The 19,128-nt window shown below is 66.1% G+C and carries 19 protein-coding genes; 10 read left to right on the forward strand and 9 right to left on the reverse strand.

Going from position 1 to position 19,128, the window contains the following annotated elements; all coding sequences use genetic code 11:
- Positions 1-16: 16 nt before the first annotated feature.
- Positions 17-1,366 (forward strand): HD-GYP domain-containing protein, encoded by a 1,350-nt coding sequence (locus ABUE31_RS13805; RefSeq protein WP_367724223.1) that lies wholly within the window; start codon positions 17-19, stop codon positions 1,364-1,366.
- An 84-nt stretch (positions 1,367-1,450) separates the two neighbouring features.
- Here ABUE31_RS13805 and ABUE31_RS13810 read toward each other — a convergent pair whose 3' ends face one another.
- Positions 1,451-2,443 carry a Tim44 domain-containing protein gene (locus ABUE31_RS13810; RefSeq protein WP_367724224.1) on the reverse strand — a complete coding sequence of 331 codons (993 nt, stop codon included), beginning with the start codon at positions 2,441-2,443 and terminating at the stop codon, positions 1,451-1,453.
- 290 nt (positions 2,444-2,733) lie between these two features.
- Here ABUE31_RS13810 and phnC point away from each other — a divergent pair, with 290 nt between their 5' ends.
- The 6 genes from phnC (at position 2,734) to yihA (ending at position 8,485) form a co-directional block, all read left to right on the forward strand.
- Positions 2,734-3,570, forward strand: a complete 837-nt coding sequence (gene phnC / locus ABUE31_RS13815; protein WP_367724225.1) for a phosphonate ABC transporter ATP-binding protein — start codon at positions 2,734-2,736, stop codon at positions 3,568-3,570.
- Positions 3,571-3,647: 77 nt separating this feature from the next.
- Positions 3,648-4,559, forward strand: a complete 912-nt coding sequence (gene phnD, locus ABUE31_RS13820) for a phosphonate ABC transporter substrate-binding protein (RefSeq protein ID WP_367724226.1) — start codon at positions 3,648-3,650, stop codon at positions 4,557-4,559.
- A gap of 66 nt (positions 4,560-4,625) precedes the next feature.
- Entirely contained in the window at positions 4,626-5,579 is a 954-nt protein-coding gene (gene phnE, locus ABUE31_RS13825; RefSeq protein ID WP_367724227.1) for a phosphonate ABC transporter, permease protein PhnE, read from the forward strand.
- A 1-nt stretch (position 5,580) separates the two neighbouring features.
- Positions 5,581-7,092 carry a phosphonate ABC transporter, permease protein PhnE gene (phnE, locus tag ABUE31_RS13830; RefSeq protein ID WP_367724228.1) on the forward strand — a complete coding sequence of 504 codons (1,512 nt, stop codon included), beginning with the start codon at positions 5,581-5,583 and terminating at the stop codon, positions 7,090-7,092.
- Positions 7,093-7,229: 137 nt separating this feature from the next.
- Positions 7,230-7,829: a CatB-related O-acetyltransferase gene (locus ABUE31_RS13835; RefSeq protein ID WP_437344134.1), complete on the forward strand. Its 600-nt coding sequence runs from the start codon at positions 7,230-7,232 to the stop codon at positions 7,827-7,829.
- Positions 7,826-8,485, forward strand: a complete 660-nt coding sequence (yihA, locus tag ABUE31_RS13840) for a ribosome biogenesis GTP-binding protein YihA/YsxC (protein WP_367724230.1) — start codon at positions 7,826-7,828, stop codon at positions 8,483-8,485. Before ABUE31_RS13835 ends, yihA begins: the two co-directional genes overlap by 4 nt.
- A gap of 115 nt (positions 8,486-8,600) precedes the next feature.
- On the opposite strand, the gene ABUE31_RS13845 is transcribed toward yihA, so the two are convergent.
- The 3 genes from ABUE31_RS13845 to ABUE31_RS13855 all read right to left on the reverse strand — a co-directional run bounded on the left by ABUE31_RS13845 (position 8,601) and on the right by ABUE31_RS13855 (position 10,591).
- Positions 8,601-9,158 carry a fasciclin domain-containing protein gene (locus ABUE31_RS13845; protein ID WP_367724231.1) on the reverse strand — a complete coding sequence of 186 codons (558 nt, stop codon included), beginning with the start codon at positions 9,156-9,158 and terminating at the stop codon, positions 8,601-8,603.
- Between the two features lie 165 nt (positions 9,159-9,323).
- Positions 9,324-10,055, reverse strand: a complete 732-nt coding sequence (locus ABUE31_RS13850) for an anti-sigma factor (protein ID WP_367724232.1) — start codon at positions 10,053-10,055, stop codon at positions 9,324-9,326.
- Positions 10,052-10,591 (reverse strand): sigma-70 family RNA polymerase sigma factor, encoded by a 540-nt coding sequence (locus tag ABUE31_RS13855; RefSeq protein WP_367724233.1) that lies wholly within the window; start codon positions 10,589-10,591, stop codon positions 10,052-10,054. The genes ABUE31_RS13850 and ABUE31_RS13855 overlap by 4 nt, the downstream gene beginning before the upstream one ends.
- 158 nt (positions 10,592-10,749) lie before the next feature.
- Here ABUE31_RS13855 and argB point away from each other — a divergent pair, with 158 nt between their 5' ends.
- Complete coding sequence (argB, locus tag ABUE31_RS13860; RefSeq protein WP_367724234.1) at positions 10,750-11,646, forward strand: acetylglutamate kinase; 897 nt, start codon at positions 10,750-10,752, stop codon at positions 11,644-11,646.
- Positions 11,647-11,652: 6 nt separating this feature from the next.
- Here the strand turns inward: argB and ABUE31_RS13865 are convergent, their stop codons facing one another.
- The 5 genes from ABUE31_RS13865 to ABUE31_RS13885 all read right to left on the reverse strand — a co-directional run bounded on the left by ABUE31_RS13865 (position 11,653) and on the right by ABUE31_RS13885 (position 15,296).
- The gene (locus tag ABUE31_RS13865; RefSeq protein WP_367724235.1) at positions 11,653-11,952 is read right to left on the reverse strand and encodes an XRE family transcriptional regulator; all 300 of its coding nucleotides are present in this window, start codon (positions 11,950-11,952) and stop codon (positions 11,653-11,655) included.
- A 74-nt stretch (positions 11,953-12,026) separates the two neighbouring features.
- On the reverse strand, positions 12,027-12,932 hold the full coding sequence (locus ABUE31_RS13870; RefSeq protein ID WP_367724236.1) for an EamA family transporter: 906 nt from the start codon (positions 12,930-12,932) through the stop codon (positions 12,027-12,029).
- A 110-nt stretch (positions 12,933-13,042) separates the two neighbouring features.
- Complete coding sequence (locus ABUE31_RS13875) at positions 13,043-13,708, reverse strand: spermine/spermidine synthase domain-containing protein (RefSeq protein WP_367724237.1); 666 nt, start codon at positions 13,706-13,708, stop codon at positions 13,043-13,045.
- Between the two features lie 69 nt (positions 13,709-13,777).
- A complete protein-coding gene (locus ABUE31_RS13880) occupies positions 13,778-14,245 on the reverse strand; it encodes a Ros/MucR family transcriptional regulator (protein WP_437344125.1) in 468 nt (155 codons plus the stop codon).
- 154 nt (positions 14,246-14,399) lie between these two features.
- A complete protein-coding gene (locus ABUE31_RS13885) occupies positions 14,400-15,296 on the reverse strand; it encodes a LysR substrate-binding domain-containing protein (RefSeq protein WP_367724240.1) in 897 nt (298 codons plus the stop codon).
- A gap of 185 nt (positions 15,297-15,481) precedes the next feature.
- Between ABUE31_RS13885 and ABUE31_RS13890 the strand changes: the two genes are divergently transcribed.
- Both ABUE31_RS13890 and ABUE31_RS13895 read left to right on the forward strand, forming a co-directional pair.
- The gene (locus ABUE31_RS13890) at positions 15,482-18,397 is read left to right on the forward strand and encodes a molybdopterin oxidoreductase family protein (protein ID WP_367724241.1); all 2,916 of its coding nucleotides are present in this window, start codon (positions 15,482-15,484) and stop codon (positions 18,395-18,397) included.
- The gene (locus ABUE31_RS13895) at positions 18,394-19,128 is read left to right on the forward strand and encodes a 4Fe-4S dicluster domain-containing protein (RefSeq protein WP_367724242.1); all 735 of its coding nucleotides are present in this window, start codon (positions 18,394-18,396) and stop codon (positions 19,126-19,128) included. The genes ABUE31_RS13890 and ABUE31_RS13895 overlap by 4 nt, the downstream gene beginning before the upstream one ends.

The following is a 19,128-nucleotide window of genomic DNA, read 5'->3' on the forward strand; positions in this document are numbered from 1 at the left end:
GGGCGCACATCACGGCATGGGTAAGGTTGTTCGTCTGGCGGAAATCCTCGGCGCGCTGAGCCGCGCCCTCGACCTCACGGAGGGCCAGCCGCCCGGCCACTGCGTCAGGTGCTGCTGGATCGGGATCCATGTCGGCCGGGCCATGGGCATGACGGAACACCAGCTGAGGGAGCTCTACTACGCCCTGCTGCTCAAGGATCTCGGCTGCAGCAGCAATGCCGCGCGTATCTGCGAGCTCTATCTGGCGGACGACATTTCTTTCAAGAACGACTTCAAGCTGCTCGACGGAAGCCTGCCGCAGGTGCTCCGGTTCGTGCTTTCGCACACGGGCGCCAATACACACCTAGCGCAGCGGTTCAGAAGCATCATGGCGATCCTGCAGAGCGGCGGGAAAATCGCGCGCGAGTTGATCGAGACGCGCTGCCAGCGCGGGGCGGAAATCGCGCTGCAGATGCGGTTCTCCGATTCGGTCGCGAACGGCATCCTCGACCTCGACGAACATTGGGATGGCGGCGGCAAGCCGCACGGCAAGGCTGCGGCCGACATCTCCCCCTTCGCCCGCATCGCCCTGCTCGCCCAGGTGGCCGACGTCTTCCACGCTGCCAGCGGACGCGCCGCCGCCTACTCCGAGATCGGCAACCGTTCGGGCAGCTGGTTCGACCCGGCAGCAGTGGCGGCTTTCCAGGCGGTTGCTGCCGACGACGCATTCTGGAGCATGCTCGCCTCCCCCGACATCGAGCAGGTCGTGTTCGATATGGAGCCGGGCCAGAGCGTGGCGCTGGCCGACGAGGACTATCTGGACGATATCGCCGGGGCATTTGCGCGGGTCATCGACGCGAAGAGCCCATTCACGTCGGGCCACAGCGAACGCGTCGCCGTCTTCGCCGACCTGATCGCCGAGGAGATGGACTTCGACGACGGCCGCCGACGCTGGCTGAAGCGGGCAGCCCTGCTGCACGACATCGGCAAACTCGGGGTAAGCAACTGCGTCCTCGACAAGCCTGGAAAGCTCGACGATGCCGAATGGGTCGCCATGAAGCGCCATGCCGAGCTTTCAGAGGCGATCCTCTCGCGCATTGCGGCGTTTGCCGACCTGTCGAAGGTTGCCGGCGCGCATCATGAACGGCTCGACGGCAAGGGCTATCCGAAAGGCCTCGCCGGTGACGAGATCGACCTCGAAACCAGGATCGTCTCGACGGCGGACGTCTTCGATGCGCTCACCGCCGACAGGCCGTATCGCGCCGCGATGCCGGTCGCAAAGGCGCTGGTCATCCTGAGACAGGGGGCCGGGGCGTCGCACGATGCACTCTGCATCGACGCGCTGGACCGCGCGCTGCGCAAGGCCGAAATTTCGGAAGCCGCCTAGCGAGCTTCCCGCGTCCGGAACGCCTTTTCGACAGGGGAAGGCCACGCCTGAAGCGTGACCCCCCCTGCCGTCGATATAGAAGGATCAGGCCTGCTGGATCGCCGACAGCTTCCAGTCGCCGCCCGTCTGGCGCACGAAGGTCCAGAGTTCCGTCGTCTCCGTCGCCGTTCCCGCCTCTCCCTCGACGACGTCCCCGCTCTTGCGGTCGCGCAGCACGTCGATCGCCGCATAGTTGAGCGCGGCTGTCGCGTAGTCGCGGTCGCCTTCGTTCCAGGCCTCGGCGATGTCGGCCTGCAGGAGACGCACGTCGCTGACATCGTTGCGGACGTCCTTTTGCGCGTTCTCGGCCAGTTCCTCGGACAGGTACGATACCATCTCCGGAGTCGCCAGGCGGCGCAGCTCCTTGTGGTCCTCGCGGCCGAATGCCTCCTGGACCTCGGTCAGCATGCGCTCGAACGTGTCGAGGTCCTGCTGGCCGAGCTCGATGTCGTGGAGCGTCGGCTGCGTGGCCGGTGCGGGTGCAGAAGCGCTGCCTCCGATACTCGGTATCTTGAACGAACGCCCGATATCGCTGCTCCCCACGTCACGACGGGCAACGCCGCCGCCGGCCCCTGCGCCCGCCAAGGCGGGCTCCGGCGAGCGGGCGGGCTGCGCGCGCAACAGGCGCAGGACCAGCCATATCGCGCCGCCGATCAGCAGCGCCTGCATCAACAGCCCGAACATGCCCGCGAGCCCGCCGAAACCCTGCCCGAGCAGCAGGCCGATCAGGCCGCCGAGCATCAGGCCGCGCAGCATCGAACCGCCGAAGCCGTTCATGAAGCCCGGGCGCTGCGACTGGGCCTGGGCGGCGCCGGGACGCGCAGCCGTCGGTCCGGTGTTCGGGGTCATCGAGCGCTCGACCGGAGCGGTCGGCTGCGGCGCGGTCCTCGTCGTCGGGGCCTGCTGGAAGGTCTTGGCGCCACGGCTGCCGAAGCTGCCGCTGCGCCGCGCGTCGGCATGGTCGACCGCAACCATGGAGAAAGCAAGGAACAGGCCCGCGAGTAGTGTCGCGAAGCGGGTCGTCCGAGAAAATTGCATCAGTGATTCCTCAAAATGAAATGCCGCGCCTATGTAGTGAAATCGGCGCCGGTTTTCAGTGCCTGCCGAGCGTTTTTGACGTCCGCTCACGCAGATTTTAGCCGCGAGGCAACTGCCCAAGGGCGCCACGAGGCCGCCACGCCGAACGCATGCGCATGCGATGCGACACGCAAGCCGCTGCCCGCCGTCTGTGGAGCGTAACAAAACTGACATGCTCCCGACACGGCACCTTCATGTCGGTCGGCTAACGCATTCCCGAAATCGGCAAGAAACCGGACAGGGAAGACGATATGTTGAAGATCCGCGACGTGACGCGCCGCTTCGGCGCAAACACGGCAGTCGACAACGTTGCGCTCGAAATCCCCAACGGACAGATGGTCGGCGTGATCGGTCGCTCCGGGGCCGGCAAGTCGACTCTTCTTCGCATGATCAACCGACTGATCGACCCGACCGAGGGATCCATCATCTTCGAGGAGACCGAGGTGTCCGCGCTGTCCGGACCGGCCCTGCGCCGCTGGCAGCGCGACTGCGCCATGATCTTCCAGCAGTTCAACCTCGTGCCGCGCCTCGACGTGCTGACCAACGTGCTGCTCGGCCGGTTGAACCATCGCTCGACGTCGCTCAACCTGCTCGGCATGTTTTCGCGCGAGGAGCGCGCCCAGGCCATCGCCTCGCTGGAGCGGCTCGGCATCGCGCAGGCGTCGCTGCAACCCGCCGGAACACTGTCGGGCGGCCAGCAGCAACGCGTGGCGATCGCGCGCGCGCTGATGCAGCAGCCGAAGATGATCCTCGCCGACGAGCCGATCGCGTCGCTCGACCCGATGAACGCCAAGGTCGTTATGGATTCACTGCAGGACATCAACCTGCGCGACGGCATTACCGTCGTCACCAACCTGCACACGCTCGATACCGCCCGCGCCTATTGCAGCCGCATCATCGGCATGGCTGCCGGCAAGGTGGTGTTCGATGGCGCTCCCGAGGACCTGACCCGAGAGGCGGTTCACATGGTCTATGGCGCCGACCCGGACGGTGACGAGATCTCCGAGGCGATCACCTCGACCAGCATCGCGGCGTCGCGGCCGCGCAAGTCGGCGCCTTCGCTCACGCCGGCTTTCGCCAGCACCTGAGCGCGTCCCGCGCCATGCATACCATTCATACCACCAGGCGTCCGGCAGACAGCCGGGTCACAACAGGAGAGACGAACATGTTCAGAAAAGCACTCTATGGCGCCGTGGCGCTCACCGCGATCATGGTCGGCGGCGCGCAGGCCGAAGACCTCAAGGTGTTCCGCATCGGCATCCTCGGCGGCGAGAACGAGGCCGACCGGCTGCGCAGCTTCCAGTGCATGGTCGACAAGCTGCCGTCGGTTCTCGGCGTCGAAAAGGTGTCGCTGTATCCGGCCGCCGACTATGACGGCACGATCCAGGGCCTGCTCGGCGGCACGCTCGACTATGCCGAACTCGGCGCGTCGGGCTACGCCAAGATCTACCTGGAAAACAAGGACGCGGTCGAACCCATCCTGACGACCGTCCAGACCGACGGCTCGACCGGCTACCATTCCATCATGGTCGCGCGCAAGGATTCGGGCATGACCAAGCTCGAGGACATGAAGGGAAAGAAGCTCGGCTTCGCCGATCCGGACTCCACTTCGGGCTATCTCGTGCCGGTCACCTCGCTGCCCAAGGATCTCGGCAACGTCGCCGTGAAGGAATACTTCGCCGAGACCGGCTTCGGCGGCGGCCATGAAAACCTGGTCCTCGAAGTCCTCAAGGGCACCTTCGACGCTGGCACCACCTGGGCCTCGGGCGTCGGCGAGTTCAAGGACGGCTACACGTCGGGCAACCTGCGCAAGATGGTCGAAAAGGGCATCCTCGACATGGACGACCTGGTCCAGCTCTGGGAATCGCCGCTGATCCCGAACGGCCCGATCGTCGTGCGCAGCTCGATGGATGCCGGCATGAAGGACAAGTTCAAGGCGTTCATGATGGAACTGCCGAAGTCCGACCCGGCCTGCTTCGCGGCGATCCAGGGCGGCGAATACACCAGCTACACCGAGGTGACGCCGGCGTTCTATCAGCCGATCATCGACGCCCGCAAAGCGCAGATCGGTTCGTAATCCTTCAGCCACTCGAAACGCGTCGCGGGAAACCGCGGCGCGTTCTCGTTTGAACGCCAGGCCGCCATGACAGCAATCACATCCGACACCGCCCTCGCCGTCGAACGGCATTGGCAGGAGCTGGCCACGCGCCGACGGCTCTATACCCTCGGCGGCGCGATCTTCATGCTGGTCGCGCTTGGCGGTTCCCTCTGGTTCGCCAACGAAAGCAACGCAGGCAAGTTCTGGGATCGCCTGCCGCACTTCTTCGACTTCATCGACCAGCTTGTCCCGCGCGACGGCTGGGAGATCTGGCGCGCGCTGTTCGACCTGCCCTCGCCCTACGACGACGGCAGCCTCAAGTTCAACTATCCGGAAGGGCGGGTCTACCTGACCGACGGGTTCTACATTCCCGAATATTTCTACAAGATGGTCGAGACGCTGAACATCGCGCTCGTCTCCACCCTGATCGGGTTCGGCGCAGGCTTCCTGCTCTGCTTCCTGGCCGCGCGCAACCTTGTCGCCAACCGGTGGCTGCGCTTCTTCGTTCGCCGCTTCATGGAAGTCCTGCGCGCGTTCCCGGAGATCGTCATCGCCGGCTTCTTCCTCGCCATCTTCTCGCTCGGCGCCATTCCGGCGATCGTCGCGGTTTCGATCCACACGATCGGCGCGCTCGGCAAGATGTTCTTCGAGGTCGTCGAAAACGCCGACATGAAGCCCGACGAAGGCCTGCGCGCGGTCGGCGCGAACTGGATCGAGCGGGTTTGGTTCGCGATCGTGCCGCAGGTCATGCCGAACTTCCTGAGCTACGCGCTGCTGCGGCTCGAAATCAACGTGCGCGCATCGACCATCATCGGCGCCGTCGGCGGCGGCGGCATCGGCGAGGTGCTGCGCCTTTCCATCTCGCGCGGCCACGAGGCGAAGACGCTGGCCATCGTGCTGTTGCTGTTCCTGACGATCGTCGCCGTCGACCAGTTGTCCGCCTATCTGCGGAAGAGGCTGGTCGGCGAGCAGGCCTTCGCGAGCGGGGGAGGACGCTGACATGAGCACGCTCACGGCAGCAGAAGTCGACGCAATCGCGGCACGCTACCCGCAGGCGTTCGCGGGTCCCGCGCGCCGCCGCCGGCTCGGTTGGGGCCTTGCGGTCGGCACGGTCGCCTACATGGCCTTCGCGTGGTGGTTCTTCTCAGTAGGCACGATCGTCGCCAACGGTCGATGGGACATCGCCGGCACCTATCTCGCGGACTGGGTGAGCTACGAGGTGCGGCCGCGCATCGAGTTCGAGGACGGCTATCTCGACATTTCGTTCTCGCGCGGAGATCCGCTCGGCGAAAACGGCAATCCCGACTGGCTGGTGCGGGAAAGCGCCATGGTGCGCAGCCAGGCGCCCGCCTCGACGACCAGCGGCGGATCAGGCGGCGGAACCAGCAGTTCCGGCGGCAGCTTCCTCGGAACGGTCGAGCCGCCGCCGCAGCCGGACGCAGCCTCGTCCGCCGACGACCAGCCCCCCATCGCTGTCGAACGCGAAGAGACGGTTCGCGCGACGGCGACCGTCGGCTCCGGCAATGTCATAACCGCCGTTCCGGGCGTGGTGACCGTCACGCGCGGCGCCGAGACGCTGGTCGCCGACATCGTGCGCGACGAGAGCGTAACCCCGCGCGGTCCGCTGCCTTCCTGGGCTGCCCAGAAAAATCCCGGCGGCAAGATCGTCGTCAGCTTCGGCTTCCCCGGCCGCGCCGACATCGAGGACGACGAGATCAAGATCAGCCACCGCTTCTGGGGATGGGAAAACTTCCTCTTCGACACGCGCTCCCCCTTCTGGGGCAAGTCGGCGCCCGAGGTCGCTAGGATGATCGTCAGCGGCGACAGGATCGACCCCACGCGATCGAACCTCGCGCTGGCCTGGAACAACATCCTCTACAATGCCGACTGGCAGCACCTCGACGTGTGGACCAAGCTCCTTCAGACCATCGTCATGGCCTTTGTCGGCACCGTCTTCGCCAGCCTTCTCGCCTTCCCCCTCGCCTTCTTCGCCGCGCGCAACATCACCCAGAGCCGGCTCGTCAACCAGGCTCTGAAGCGCTTCTTCGACTTCCTGCGCTCTGTCGACATGCTGATCTGGGCGCTGTTCTTCACGCGCGCCTTCGGACCGGGGCCGCTCGCCGGCATCTCGGCGATCTTCTTCACCGACACCGGCACACTCGGAAAGCTCTACTCCGAGGCGCTGGAGAACATCGACGACCGCCAGCGGGAGGGCATCCGCTCGGTCGGCGCCGCCCCGGTCCTGGTGCAGCGCTACGGCGTCATCCCGCAGGTGTTGCCGATCTTCATCTCGCAGTCGCTGTACTTCTGGGAATCCAACACGCGCTCGGCGACGATCATCGGCGCGGTCGGCGCAGGCGGCATCGGACTCAAGCTCTGGGAGGCGATGCGCACCAACTCCGACTGGGAGAACGTCGCCTACATGGTGCTGCTGATCCTCGCGGTGGTGTTCGTGTTCGACAACATCTCGAACGCGCTGCGCAGGAGGCTGACCGGACAGATCGGGCACTAGCCGCGCATCTTGAGAACTTGCTGCCGCGACTTCCGCGCTATAGTTCCCTCCGGCAAGAGGACGGAGGGAACGCCATGCAGGGACCCGAATACCAATCGCGCGAGGGACCGCGGCCCGAACTGAAGCACCCGATCCCGATGCACCCGCGCGTCGGGTTCCTGAAGCCGCTGGTGACGGCCGCGAATATCGAGGTCGGCGACTTCACCTACTATGACGACCCGGACGGCCCGGACAAGTTCCAGGAAAAGTGCGTCCTGCACCACTACGACTTCATCGGCGACCGGCTGGTCATCGGCAAGTTCTGCGCAATCGCCGAGGGTGCGCGCTTCATCATGAACGGCGCCAACCACGCGATGTCGGGCTTCTCGACCTATCCCTTCAACATCTTCGGGCATGGGTGGGAGGAAGGTTTCGACGAAACGACCTGGCATCGCGAGTTGCGCGGCGACACGGTGCTCGGCAACGACGTGTGGATCGGCATGGAGGCCATCGTCCTGCCCGGGGTGACCATCGGCGACGGTGCGATCGTCGCTGCAAAGGCGGTGGTCACCCATGACGTTCCGCCCTATGCGATCGTCGCCGGCAACCCCGCCAAGACAGTCAAGATGCGCTTCGACCAGCGCACCGTCGCGCGGTTGCTTCAGGTCGCCTGGTGGAACTGGCCGGTTGACAAGATCACCCGCAACCTGAATGCCATACGCGGCGCCGACATCGCGGCGCTGGAGGCAGCGCGTTGAACGGAAAGACAAGCGGGACTGTGGATGTCGAGGTCTTCGCCTCGCCGTGGGTGTTCATCCGCGGCGTGCCGGCGATGAAGTTCCTGCCGCCGGAGGGGCCGCCGGAGATCGCATTCGCGGGCCGCTCCAACGTCGGCAAGTCCTCGCTCATCAACGCGCTGGTCGGCCGCAGCGGCCTCGCCCGCACGTCGAACACGCCGGGGCGCACGCAGGAACTCAACTATTTCGTGCCCGACGGCTATTCCGGCGAGAAGGACGACCTGCCGCCGATGGCGCTCGTCGACATGCCCGGCTACGGCTACGCCAGCGCGCCGAAGGAGAAGGTCGACCAGTGGACGAAGCTGGTCTTCGACTACCTTCAAGGCCGCGTGACGCTGAAGCGGGTCTACGTGCTGATCGATTCCCGCCACGGGATCAAGAAGAACGACGACGAAATCCTGTCGCTGCTCGACAAGGCAGCGGTCTCCTACCAGATCGTGCTCACCAAGACCGACAAGATCAAGGCAGCCGGCGTGCCGAGGCTGATCGCCGAGACTCTCGACAAGATCAAGAAGCGGCCGGCCGCCTATCCCGGGGTCATCGCGACATCGTCGGAAAAGGGCGAGGGCCTGGCGGAACTGCGCGCCGCCATCGCGCTGGCGGTCAACGGCGGCTGAGGGACACCTTCGGACAAGGCGCCCCGCGCTGCAATCGCTTGCGGGCGGGGCGCAAAGCCGCCGCGACGTCCATGGGGGGCATGGTCGGCGCGACGGAAGCCTGAGACGGCCTGGCCTACATCTTCGGCAGCAGAACCTTGTCGATCACGTGGATGACGCCGTTCGACTGCTCGACATTCGCGATGGTGACGTTGGCGACGTTGCCGTTCTCGTCCTCGACCATGATCTTGTCGCCCTCGTATCTTGCGGTCCAGGTGCAGCCCCCTACCGTGTTGACCGGGTGCGCGCCTTTGTCGTCGTCGACCATCTTCATGATGTCGGCGGACATCGCCTTCGCGCCGACCACGTGGCAGGTCAGGATCTTGGTCAGCTGATCCTTGTTCTCGGGCTTGAGCAGGGTTTCCACCGTGCCAGCCGGCAAGGCGGCGAACGCCTCGTTGGTCGGCGCGAAGACGGTGAACGGGCCGGGGCCGGACAGCGTCTCGACCAATCCGGCCGCCTGCACGGCGGCGACCAGCGTCGTGTGATCCTTCGAGTTGACCGCGTTCTCGACGATGTTCTTGTCGGCATACATCGCCGCGCCGCCGACCATCGGGTTCTCGGCGTATGCGGCGCCGGCGAACGCCGTGACGGAAAGGACGCCGGCGAACAGGGAACAGGCAAATGCGCGCATGGTTTCACTCCTTGGGTGTTGTCAGCTTCTTCGAAGCACTGGGGAGATACGCGCCGCGCGCCCGGCGGTTTCAGCGTCGGGATCACATATGTTTTATGATTTTCCTGAAACTTTTCAGCCGCTTGATCGTAAGGGTCGCCCCGCGACTTCGGCGATGGGCGGCAGTCAGATCTTCCTGAGGTCTCCGGCTGCCACGACCGCCCCGGTCGGCTGGCCGGTCGGCGATCCTCCGGGAGGTTCCAGGCTGATGGCGAACACGGCTCCAGCGGCGATTTTCTCCCGGATATCCGTACCGACAACCATCCTCACGGCAGGGCCGGTCGGGATGACGCCAAGCGACACCGGCGGCTGCTCGCCGGCGATGACCCAGAGTTCGAAAGCGCGACCCTCGGGCGGCAGGCCGGAGACATGCGACAGGCCTATGCCGTCGCCCGGCTCCTCGATCACGGCGAGGTAGCGAACGTCGCTGCCGTCGGCCGCAAGCGAAGCGACCAGAGTGGCGGGCGGCTGGATCGCCGGCCGCGGCGCGAGCAGGGGCAGCACGACATAGAGCGCAAGCGCGGCAAGCGCGGCGACGGCAATGCCACGCCAGAGGGCAAGACTGGACAGCAGGCCAGGCCTTCCGCCATCCGGCGCGACCCGCCGGGAACCGTCCACGAACAGCCGCCGGTCGACGGCGGCCTTGACCGATGCCGGCGCCTCGACGGCCGCATAGCCGGCGGCGAGCGGCGCGAAATGGACCTCCCAGCGATCGACCATCGCCGCGAACCCGCGGTCGGCGTCGATGCGCCGCGCCGCGGTCGCGCGCTCCTGCGTCGGAAGGACGCCCAGAACGTATTCGGCGGCGACGATGTCGTCGCCTCCTGCGTCCGGTCCGATGTCGTCCACGAGGCTCATCGCTCGAGGCATTCCTTCAGCTTCATCAGGCTGCGGCGCAGCCAGGTTCTCATCGTGTTCAGCGGCACGCCGAAGCGGCCGGCAAGCTCGGCATAGCTATCGCCGTTGAGATAGGCGCCTCGCACCGCGTCGGCGCGATCCTTCTCAAGCTCCTCGAGACAGGTGTTGACGCGTGCGCCCTCGCTTGTCAGGGCCGCCGCGGCCTCCGGATCCGGCGACGGATCGGACACGCCGACCGCCTGGTCGATGTCGACGGCTGCCGGACGACGCGCGCGGATCACGTCGATCGAATGATTGCGCGCCACTGCGACGAGCCAGGATATCGGGCTCAGCTCGGAGACGGCAAAGCGATCGGCCTTCGTCCAGATCTTGACGTAGACCTCCTGCAGCGCCTCCTCGGCCTCCCCCCTGTCCCGCAAGATACGCAGGCAGACTCCGAAGAGTTTCGCGCTTGTCTCGCGATAGAGCGCGTCGAACGCGGCCCGATCCTTCATCGAGACCCGGACGATCAGCTTGGTGATGTCCTGTGGCGTCATCGCCTACGAGACTATGTGGTTCGCGGCCAATTGAAAAGTGCCGCGGACGCGCGCCCGAGGCCGGCGGAATCGAGATGCCGAGCACGCCGAACCATTTGCCCGCGCCGGCGTTTCCCGCTAAGACGCCGCCACCATTCCCCTCCTGCCCCGAGGACACGATGACGACGGATATCGCCGCCACCGCAGAGATGCAGGCCGCTCTGCTATCGCGGGCGCTCCCCTACATGCAGCGCTACGAGAACAAGACCGTCGTCGTGAAGTATGGCGGCCATGCGATGGGCGACATCGAACTCGGGCGCGCCTTCGCCCGCGACATCGCGCTTTTGAAGCAGTCCGGCGTCAACCCGATCGTCGTCCATGGCGGCGGCCCGCAGATCGGCGCAATGCTGAACCGGATGGGCATCGAGTCGAAATTCGAGGGCGGCCTGCGCGTCACCGACCAGAAGACGGTCGAGATCGTCGAGATGGTGCTCGCCGGCTCGATCAACAAGGAAATCGTGGCGCTGATCAACGCCGAAGGCGAGTGGGCGATCGGGCTGTGCGGCAAGGACGGCAACATGGTCTTCGCCGAGAAGGCGCATAAGAAGTTCCGCGATCCCGATTCCAACATCGAGCGCGTGCTCGATCTCGGCTTCGTCGGCGAGCCGGTCGAGGTCGACCGTACGCTGCTCGACCTGCTTGCCCGGTCCGAGATGATCCCGGTCCTGGCGCCGGTGGCGCCGGGCCGCGACGGGCACACCTACAACATCAACGCCGACACCTTCGCCGGTGCCATCGCCGGCGCCGTTCGCGCCTCGCGCCTGCTGTTCCTCACCGACGTGCCCGGCGTGCTCGACAAGGACAAGAAGCTGATCGACGAGCTGACCGTCGCGCAGGCCAGGGCGCTGATCGCCGACGGCACGATCTCGGGCGGCATGATCCCCAAGGTCGAGACCTGCATCGAGGCGATCGAGCGCGGCGTCGAAGGCGTCGTCATCCTGAACGGCAAGACGGCGCACGCGGTCCTGCTGGAACTCTTCACCGAACACGGCGCCGGCACACTGATCGTGCCCTGACGACCCTCAGGGCACGTCGTCCGCGCGGGCGATGCCGCCCTCGCCTTCCAGCGTCTGGAGCCGCCGGCGTTCCGACGCGGTGAACTTCAGGCGCACGCCGGCGCCACGGCTGTCCTCGGGGATGAACGTGGCGCCCAACTCCTCCAGGGCGGCGGTGAGGTCGGCGATGTCGGACGCGCCGGGCGTCGAAACCTTACGCTCGAAGCCTTCGATCGCTGCTTCGTCGACGCCGGAAAACGCGGACAACTGGGCGCGCGAGACTTCAACGAGGGCGCGCGCGGCGCGGCAGAGGGATCCGGTCAGCATGTTCTTCTCCGTCTGAGCGCAAGCATCGGAAACGCCGCGCGCGCCGTCAAGCCGCCGGTCCAGGCGGGCGCCGGCTACCTGACCGCCAACAGGACGAGGATGCCGCCGACGATCAGCGCGCATCCGGCGACCTCGAGCCGGTTTATCCTCTCCTTGAAGAAGAAGATCGTCGCGGCGAAGGTGAACAGCATCTCGATCTGCGCCAGCGCCTTGACGGCAGCCGCCTGCCGCAGCGTCATCGCCGCGAACCAGCCGAAGGACGCCGTGGCGCCGACGAAGCCGGTGAAGAGCGACAGCTTCCAGGCGCGGGCGACGCGCAGGATCTCGCTGCGGTCCTTCCAGGCCATCCATGCCAGCATGATCAGCGTCTGGAAGGTGATGACGAAAGCCAGCGTCACCGCAGCCTGCATGGCGAAGTTGGGGCCGCCAAGCGACAGCGACGCTGCGCGATAGGAGACGGCCGATACGCCGAAGATGGTGCCGGAGGCGAGCCCGACAAGGGCGGTGCGGCTGAAGGTGGAGGTGACCATGCTGCGCAGGCCGACCGCCACATGCGCGACCGAGATGAGCATGACGCCAAGCACGCTGATCGCGATCGCGACGAGCACGCCCGGGCTGGGAGCCTCGCCGAGGAAGGCCAGGCCGAACAGCGCCGCCTGAGCCGGTTCGGTGCGCGAATATGCGGTGCCGACCGCGAAGTTGCGGAACGAGAAGAGGTGAATGAGCAGGAACGTCGCCGTGATCTGGCATACGCCCCCCAGCACGGCCCAGCCCAGAAACCGCGCGTTGAGCGCGGGCAGGGGATAGTCGAGAAGCCAGTGGAGGGCGGCCAGGAAGGCGAGCGCGAACGGCACGCCGAAGCCGAAGCGCACGAAGGTCGCGCCCGTCGTGCCCATGACGGACTTGAGGTGCTTTTGCGCCGCAGACCTGAGGTTCTGCAGGAAGGCGGCGGCGATGGTGATCGGGATCCAGAGTTCCATGGGAGGCTTTCGCGCTGCCGCCGCTCATAGCATGCCGGGCGGCCGCGCACACATGCCAGGGCGGGCATCCCTGCAATCCAACGCGTCGGCGGCCGGGACGACGGTGTGCCCTAGCGAGCCGCCATCCAGACGACATGGCGCGCGCCGCGCTTGCCGCGTGCACGCGTGTTGACTTCGTCGACACGAAATCCGCTCTTCCGCAGCCGTGCGGCGAAACTCCCGTCCGGATGCGCCGACCAGACGCCGAGCACGCCGCCCGGCTTCAACGCCGCATGCGCTGACGCCAGCCCGGCCATGCCGTAGAGACGGTCGTTGGCGCTGCGCGACAGTCCCTGCGGGCCGTTGTCGACGTCGAGCAGGATCGCGTCGTACTCGCCGACCGCCGCCCTGATGACGTCGGCGACGTCGGCTTCCCGGATCTCGACCCGGGGATCGTCGAGGCTGTTTGCAAAGACCTCGGCCATCGGTCCCCGCGCCCAGGCGATGACGGCGGGCACCAGTTCGACGACCACCACCGTGGCGTCCGGCGCGAGGCGCGCCAGCGCGGCGCGCAGCGTGAAACCCATGCCCAGGCCGCCGACGAGCATGCGGACGCGGCTCCTGCCGCCGATCCTGGCGCAGGCGAGTTCGGCGAGCGCCTCTTCCGAACCGCTTAGCCGGCTGTTCATCAGCTCGTTGGTTCCGAGCATGATCGAGAACTCGGCGCCGCGGCGCTTGAGGCGCAGTTCGCCGCCGCCCGGCACCTTCGCCGCATCGAGCTGAACCCACGGGATCACCGGCGGCCATCCCCTGCCGCGCGTTCATCGCGCGCGATATCGCGTGGCGGATGGCGTTCGTTCACCTCGTCAGTCTTCCACCTTGGCGCGCATCTTACCCTTGGCCGACTTGCGCGACGGCGCCTTGCGCGCAGCCGGTATCTCCTGCTCCGGCTTCTGGCCAAGGCCGATGTCCTTGGCCATGGCGGAACGCACCGCCGAGTAGTTCGGCGCGGTCATCGGATAGTCGGCCGGCAATCCCCACTTGATGCGGTACTGCTGCGGCGTCATGCCGTGCAGCGCAAGGTGGCGCTTCATCGACTTGAACTTTCTGCCGTCTTCCAGGCAGATGATGTAATCCGGGTGGACCGACTTCTTCGGGTTGACGGCCGGAACGGCTTCCGGCTCCGGCGTCGGACCGCCGAGCTTGCCGATCGAATCACTCACGCTGGCGATAAGCTCGGTCAAACCGCCCGGCGGAAGCCGGTTCTTGGTTACGTAAGCCGATACAATCTCGGCGGTTAGCGCGATCAATGCGCTCTTGTCGATGTCAGCCAATACTTCGTCCCCCCTCAACATCCCGTGCGTGTCTATTCCGGAAACTTGCCCGGCTCAATGTCTCCGCAGCAGACTCCAGACAAAAAAACGCGAGCTGCGAAGTTAAACCGCAGGGATTCCACTCGAAAATCCGAAAGAAACGCTGGATTTCGCGTTATCGAGGCCCGGAAGACGCCTCGAGCAAAAAAGACCTTAGCGCGCCCTGAGATGTCGTCGCCTGTCGATCACGATGCGAGATAAGCGCGAACTCACGTTTGGGTAAGTCGAGGCTTACGTTCTGCAATACACCTTCCGCGACTGCCCGACCTACCACCAGTTGTGAGATGATGGTAGCCCCCGCACCCGCTTCCACGGCCCGCGCAACGGCCTCGTTGCTGGGCAACACCAGGAAGATGCGAAGAGCGTCGAAGGGGATACCCATGCCGCGCGTGAGGTCGTGCAGTACCTCGCGCGTGCCCGACCCCGCCTCGCGCACGATCCAGCGCAGGCTCGATATGTCGGGGCGGCCGGGCGAGATTTCTTGTACCGGCGGATGCGCCTTGGCCACGACCAGCATCGAGCGGTCGATATCGACCCTGGTTCGGCGCAGCAGGTCCGATTCAGTGCGCCCCTCCACAAGACCGAGATCGGCGACGCCGTCGAGGACCTGATTCTCCACCTGCCGCGTGTTGCCGATGGTCACGTTCAGCCGCACGCCCGGATACCGCTCCTGGAAGGCGGCGAGCCGCCTGGGAAGCCAGTAGCCGGCTATCGTCTGGCTGGCCGCGACGGCGAGACTGCCGGCGACACCCTCGGCCGCATTGTCGAGAACCGATCGCGCGGCTGCGATTCGTTCCAGAACCGACTTCGCTTCCGGGAGGAACCGCCTGCCCGCGGCGGAAAGCTCGATGGACCGGCCGACCCGGTTGAACAGTTGCACGCCGCTCGACGCCTCGAGCGCCTTGATGGCAGCCGACGCGGCGGACTGCGACATGCCTAGAAATCCCGCCGCCCGCGTCACGTGGCCGCGTTCCGCCACCGCAACGAAAATTCGCAACTGCTCCGGTGTCATGCCCGATTAAGAAACAACATCGATCAAAATTACAATAACAATCTGTTTGACCGATTTTTTCGGATCGTGCAGTCTTGTTGGAATGGTTTTCCGGATGATGGGCGTTTCTCGGTCGCAATCTTGCCCGAAATCGCCGTTGCGCGAAATTCTAGCCGCCTGAGACACAAGAACCGGTTGATCGCATCGTGAGCACATTTCGACGCAAGGCCGCAAACGCTGCGCCTTCGCAGCAGCCGCTAGGCCGGCCAGCGCCCCGCGAGGGCGACGGCGTCGAGACCTCGCCCGCGGTGGGCGACCGCATCACCAAGACGACCTGCTACATGTGCGCCTGCCGCTGCGGCATCGATGTGCATGTGAAGGACGGCAAGGTCCGCTACATCAACGGCAACAAGGATCACCCGGTCAACCGCGGGGTGATCTGCGGCAAGGGCAGCGCCGGCATCATGCAGCACTACAGCCCGGCGCGGCTTGCCAAGCCGCTGCTGCGGACCGGCGCGCGCGGCTCGGGCGAGTTCCGCGAGATCGAATGGGACGAGGCGCTGAAGATCGCCACCGACAGGCTGTCCCGCATCCGGGCGACCGATCCGAAGAAACTCGCCTTCTTCACTGGGCGCGACCAGTCCCAGTCGCTGACCGGATGGTGGGCTTCGAAATTCGGCACGCCCAACTTTGCCGCGCATGGCGGTTTCTGCTCGGTCAACATGGCGGCCGGCGGGCTCTATACGATCGGCGGCTCGTTCTGGGAATTCGGCGAGCCGGACTGGGATCGGACAAAGTATTTCATGCTGTTCGGCGTCGCCGAGGATCATGATTCCAACCCGATCAAGATCGGGCTCGGCAAGCTCAAGGCGCGCGGCGCCAAGGTCGTCTCGGTCAATCCCTGCCGGACCGGCTACAACGCCATCGCCGACGACTGGATCGGCATCAGGCCCGGCGCCGACGGGCTCTTCGTGCTGGCGCTGGTGCATGAGCTGCTCAAGGCCGGCAAGATCGACCTCGACTATCTCGCCGCCTACACGAACGCGCCGGTGCTGGTGATCCAGGAGCCGGGCGCAGCCGACGACGGGCTCTTCCTGCGCGGCGACGACGAGCGGCCGCTGGCGTGGGACCGGGAAGCCGGCGCGCCGGCCAGCGCGCTCGACCCTTACGCGAAATTTGCGCTGACGGGCATTCGCACCGTCAGGGGCCGGCGCTGCGTGCCGGTGTTCCAGCTGCTCGCGGAACGCTATCTCGACGAAAGCCATTCTCCGGACGCGGTGGCGGAGCGCTGCGGCGTGCCGGCCGACACGATAAGGCGCATCGCCGCCGAACTGGCGCATGTCGCCTTCGAGCAGGTGATCGAGCTGCCCATACCGTGGACCGACTGGGCCGGGCGGCGGCACGAGACGACGCGCGGGCGGCCGGTCGCCATGCATGCGATGCGCGGCATCTCGGCTCACTCCAACGGCTTCCACACCTGCCGTGCGATCCACCTGCTGCAGGTGCTGCTCGGCACCGTCGACGTGCCCGGCGGCTTCCGCTTCAAGCCGCCCTTCCCGAAACTGGCGCCGCCCGGACCGAAACCGGCCGGCAAGGACGGCGGCAAGCCGATGACGCCGCTGTCCGGCGTGCCGCTCGGCTTCGTGACCGGACCCGAGGACCTGCTGGTCGACGGCGACGGCAAGCCAGTGCGCATCGACAAGGCCTATTCCTGGGAAGCGCCGCTCGCGGCGCACGGGCTGATGCACGCGGTGATCCGCAACGCCTGGGCCGGCGACCCCTACAGAATCGACACGCTGTTCCTCTACATGGCCAACATGGCGTGGAACTCGTCGATGAACACCGTCGAGACGCTCGCCATGCTGACCGACAAGGACGAGCAGGGCGAATACAAGATCCCCTTCATCATCTACTCGGACGCCTATTACTCCGAGACCGTTCCCTATGCCGACCTCGTGCTGCCCGACACCACCTATCTCGAGCGGCACGACTGCATCAGCCTGCTCGACCGGCCGATCTGCCATGCCGACGGGCCGGGCGACGCGATCCGGCAGCCGGTTCTCGATCCCGACCGCGACGTCAGGCCGTTCCAGACCGTGCTCATCGACCTTGGCGCACGGCTCGGCCTGCCGGGTTTCGTTAACGACGACGGCTCGGCGAAGTACCGCGACTATGCCGACTACATCGTCAACCACGAGCGCTCGCCGGGCATCGGGCCGCTCGCCGGCTGGCGCGGTGCGGAGGGCGAGACGTTCGGGCGTGGCAAGCCGAACCCGGACCAGCTGCAGCGCTACATCGACAATGGCGGCTTCTGGCACCACGACCTCGACGACAACCAGCGCTTCTACAAGATGGGCAACCGCTCCTACATCGAATTCGCCATCCATATGGGGTTCAAGGACCGTTTCGGGCCGGTCCATTTCCAGCTCTATTCGGAGCCGCTGCAGAAATTCCGGCTGGCCGCGCGCGGATTTGGCGATGCCGTGCCGCCCGAGGCGGAGCGCGAACGGCTGGAAACCTACATGGACCCGCTGCCGTTCTGGTACGAACCCATCGGGCAGGCCGAGGTCGAGGCCGGTCAATATCCGCTGCATGCGCTGACCCAGCGGCCGATGCACATGTACCATTCCTGGGGTTCGCAGAATGCCTGGCTGCGGCAGATCACCAGCCAGAACCGGCTTTTCGTCCATCGCGAGACCGCCGCCGGGCTCGGCCTGGCCGACGACGACTGGGTGTGGATCGAAAGCGTCAACGGCCGCGTGAAAGGCCAGATCAAGCTTGTCGACGGGGTGAACCCGCAGACGGTGTGGACCTGGAACGCCATCGGCAAGCGCAAGGGAAGCTGGGGCCTCAAGGACGACGCAGCCGAGTCCAACCGGGGGTTCCTGCTCAACCACATCATCGGCGACAGGCTGCCGGGCAGCGAAGGACGCTATTCCAACTCCGACCCGGTCACCGGTCAGGCGGCGTGGTTCGACCTCAAGGTGCGCATCGAGAAATGCGCGCCCGGGGAAGCGGGCTTCACCGAGCCCCGGTTCGACCGCCTCGCGCAGCCGCCGCATTTCCCAAAACCCGTGGAAAAACTCGCCTTCGGCGCCGAGTGGGCGGAGCCTGCAAAATGACCTGTCTTCCCGCAACCACCGAGAAAAAACTCGGGCTCGTCATCGATCTCGACACCTGCGTCGGCTGCCAGGCCTGCGTGACCTCGTGCAAGGAATGGAACACCGGCGGCCACATGGCGCCGCTGACCGACATCGACCCTTATGGCGGCGATGTCGATGGCGTCTGGTTCAACCGCGTGCACGCCTATGAGCACACGACCGAGGCCGGCAGCCGGACCGTGCATTTCCCGCGCTCCTGCCTGCACTGCGAGACACCGGCCTGCGTCACCGTCTGCCCCACCGGCGCCTCCTACAAGCGCTCCTCCGACGGCATCGTGCTGGTCGACGAGGACAAGTGCATCGGCTGCAAGCTGTGCAGCTGGGCCTGCCCCTATGGCGCGCGAGAGTTCGACACCGATGTCGGCGTGATGAAGAAGTGCACGCTGTGCGTCGACCGCATCTACAACGACAACATCGCGCCTGAGGACCGCGTGCCGGCCTGCGTTGCCGCCTGCCCGACCAGCGCGCGGCATTTCGGCGACCTCGGCGACCCGGCGTCGGCGATCTCTCAGCTCGTCGCCGAGCGCGGCGGCGTGCCGCTGATGCCCGAACTCGGCTACAATCCGACCAACCGCTACCTGCCGCCACGCGCCCGCACCGGGCGGGCGCCGAGCGTGGCCGCGGCGCCGCTCGAGCCGGTCAAGGCCGAGGGCGGCTTCCTCGGCTGGGTCGACCGCATGCTGTCCAGTTGA

Origin of the sequence: Mesorhizobium marinum (assembly GCF_040813675.1) — a bacterium.
GTDB lineage: Bacteria > Pseudomonadota > Alphaproteobacteria > Rhizobiales > Rhizobiaceae > Mesorhizobium_K > Mesorhizobium_K marinum.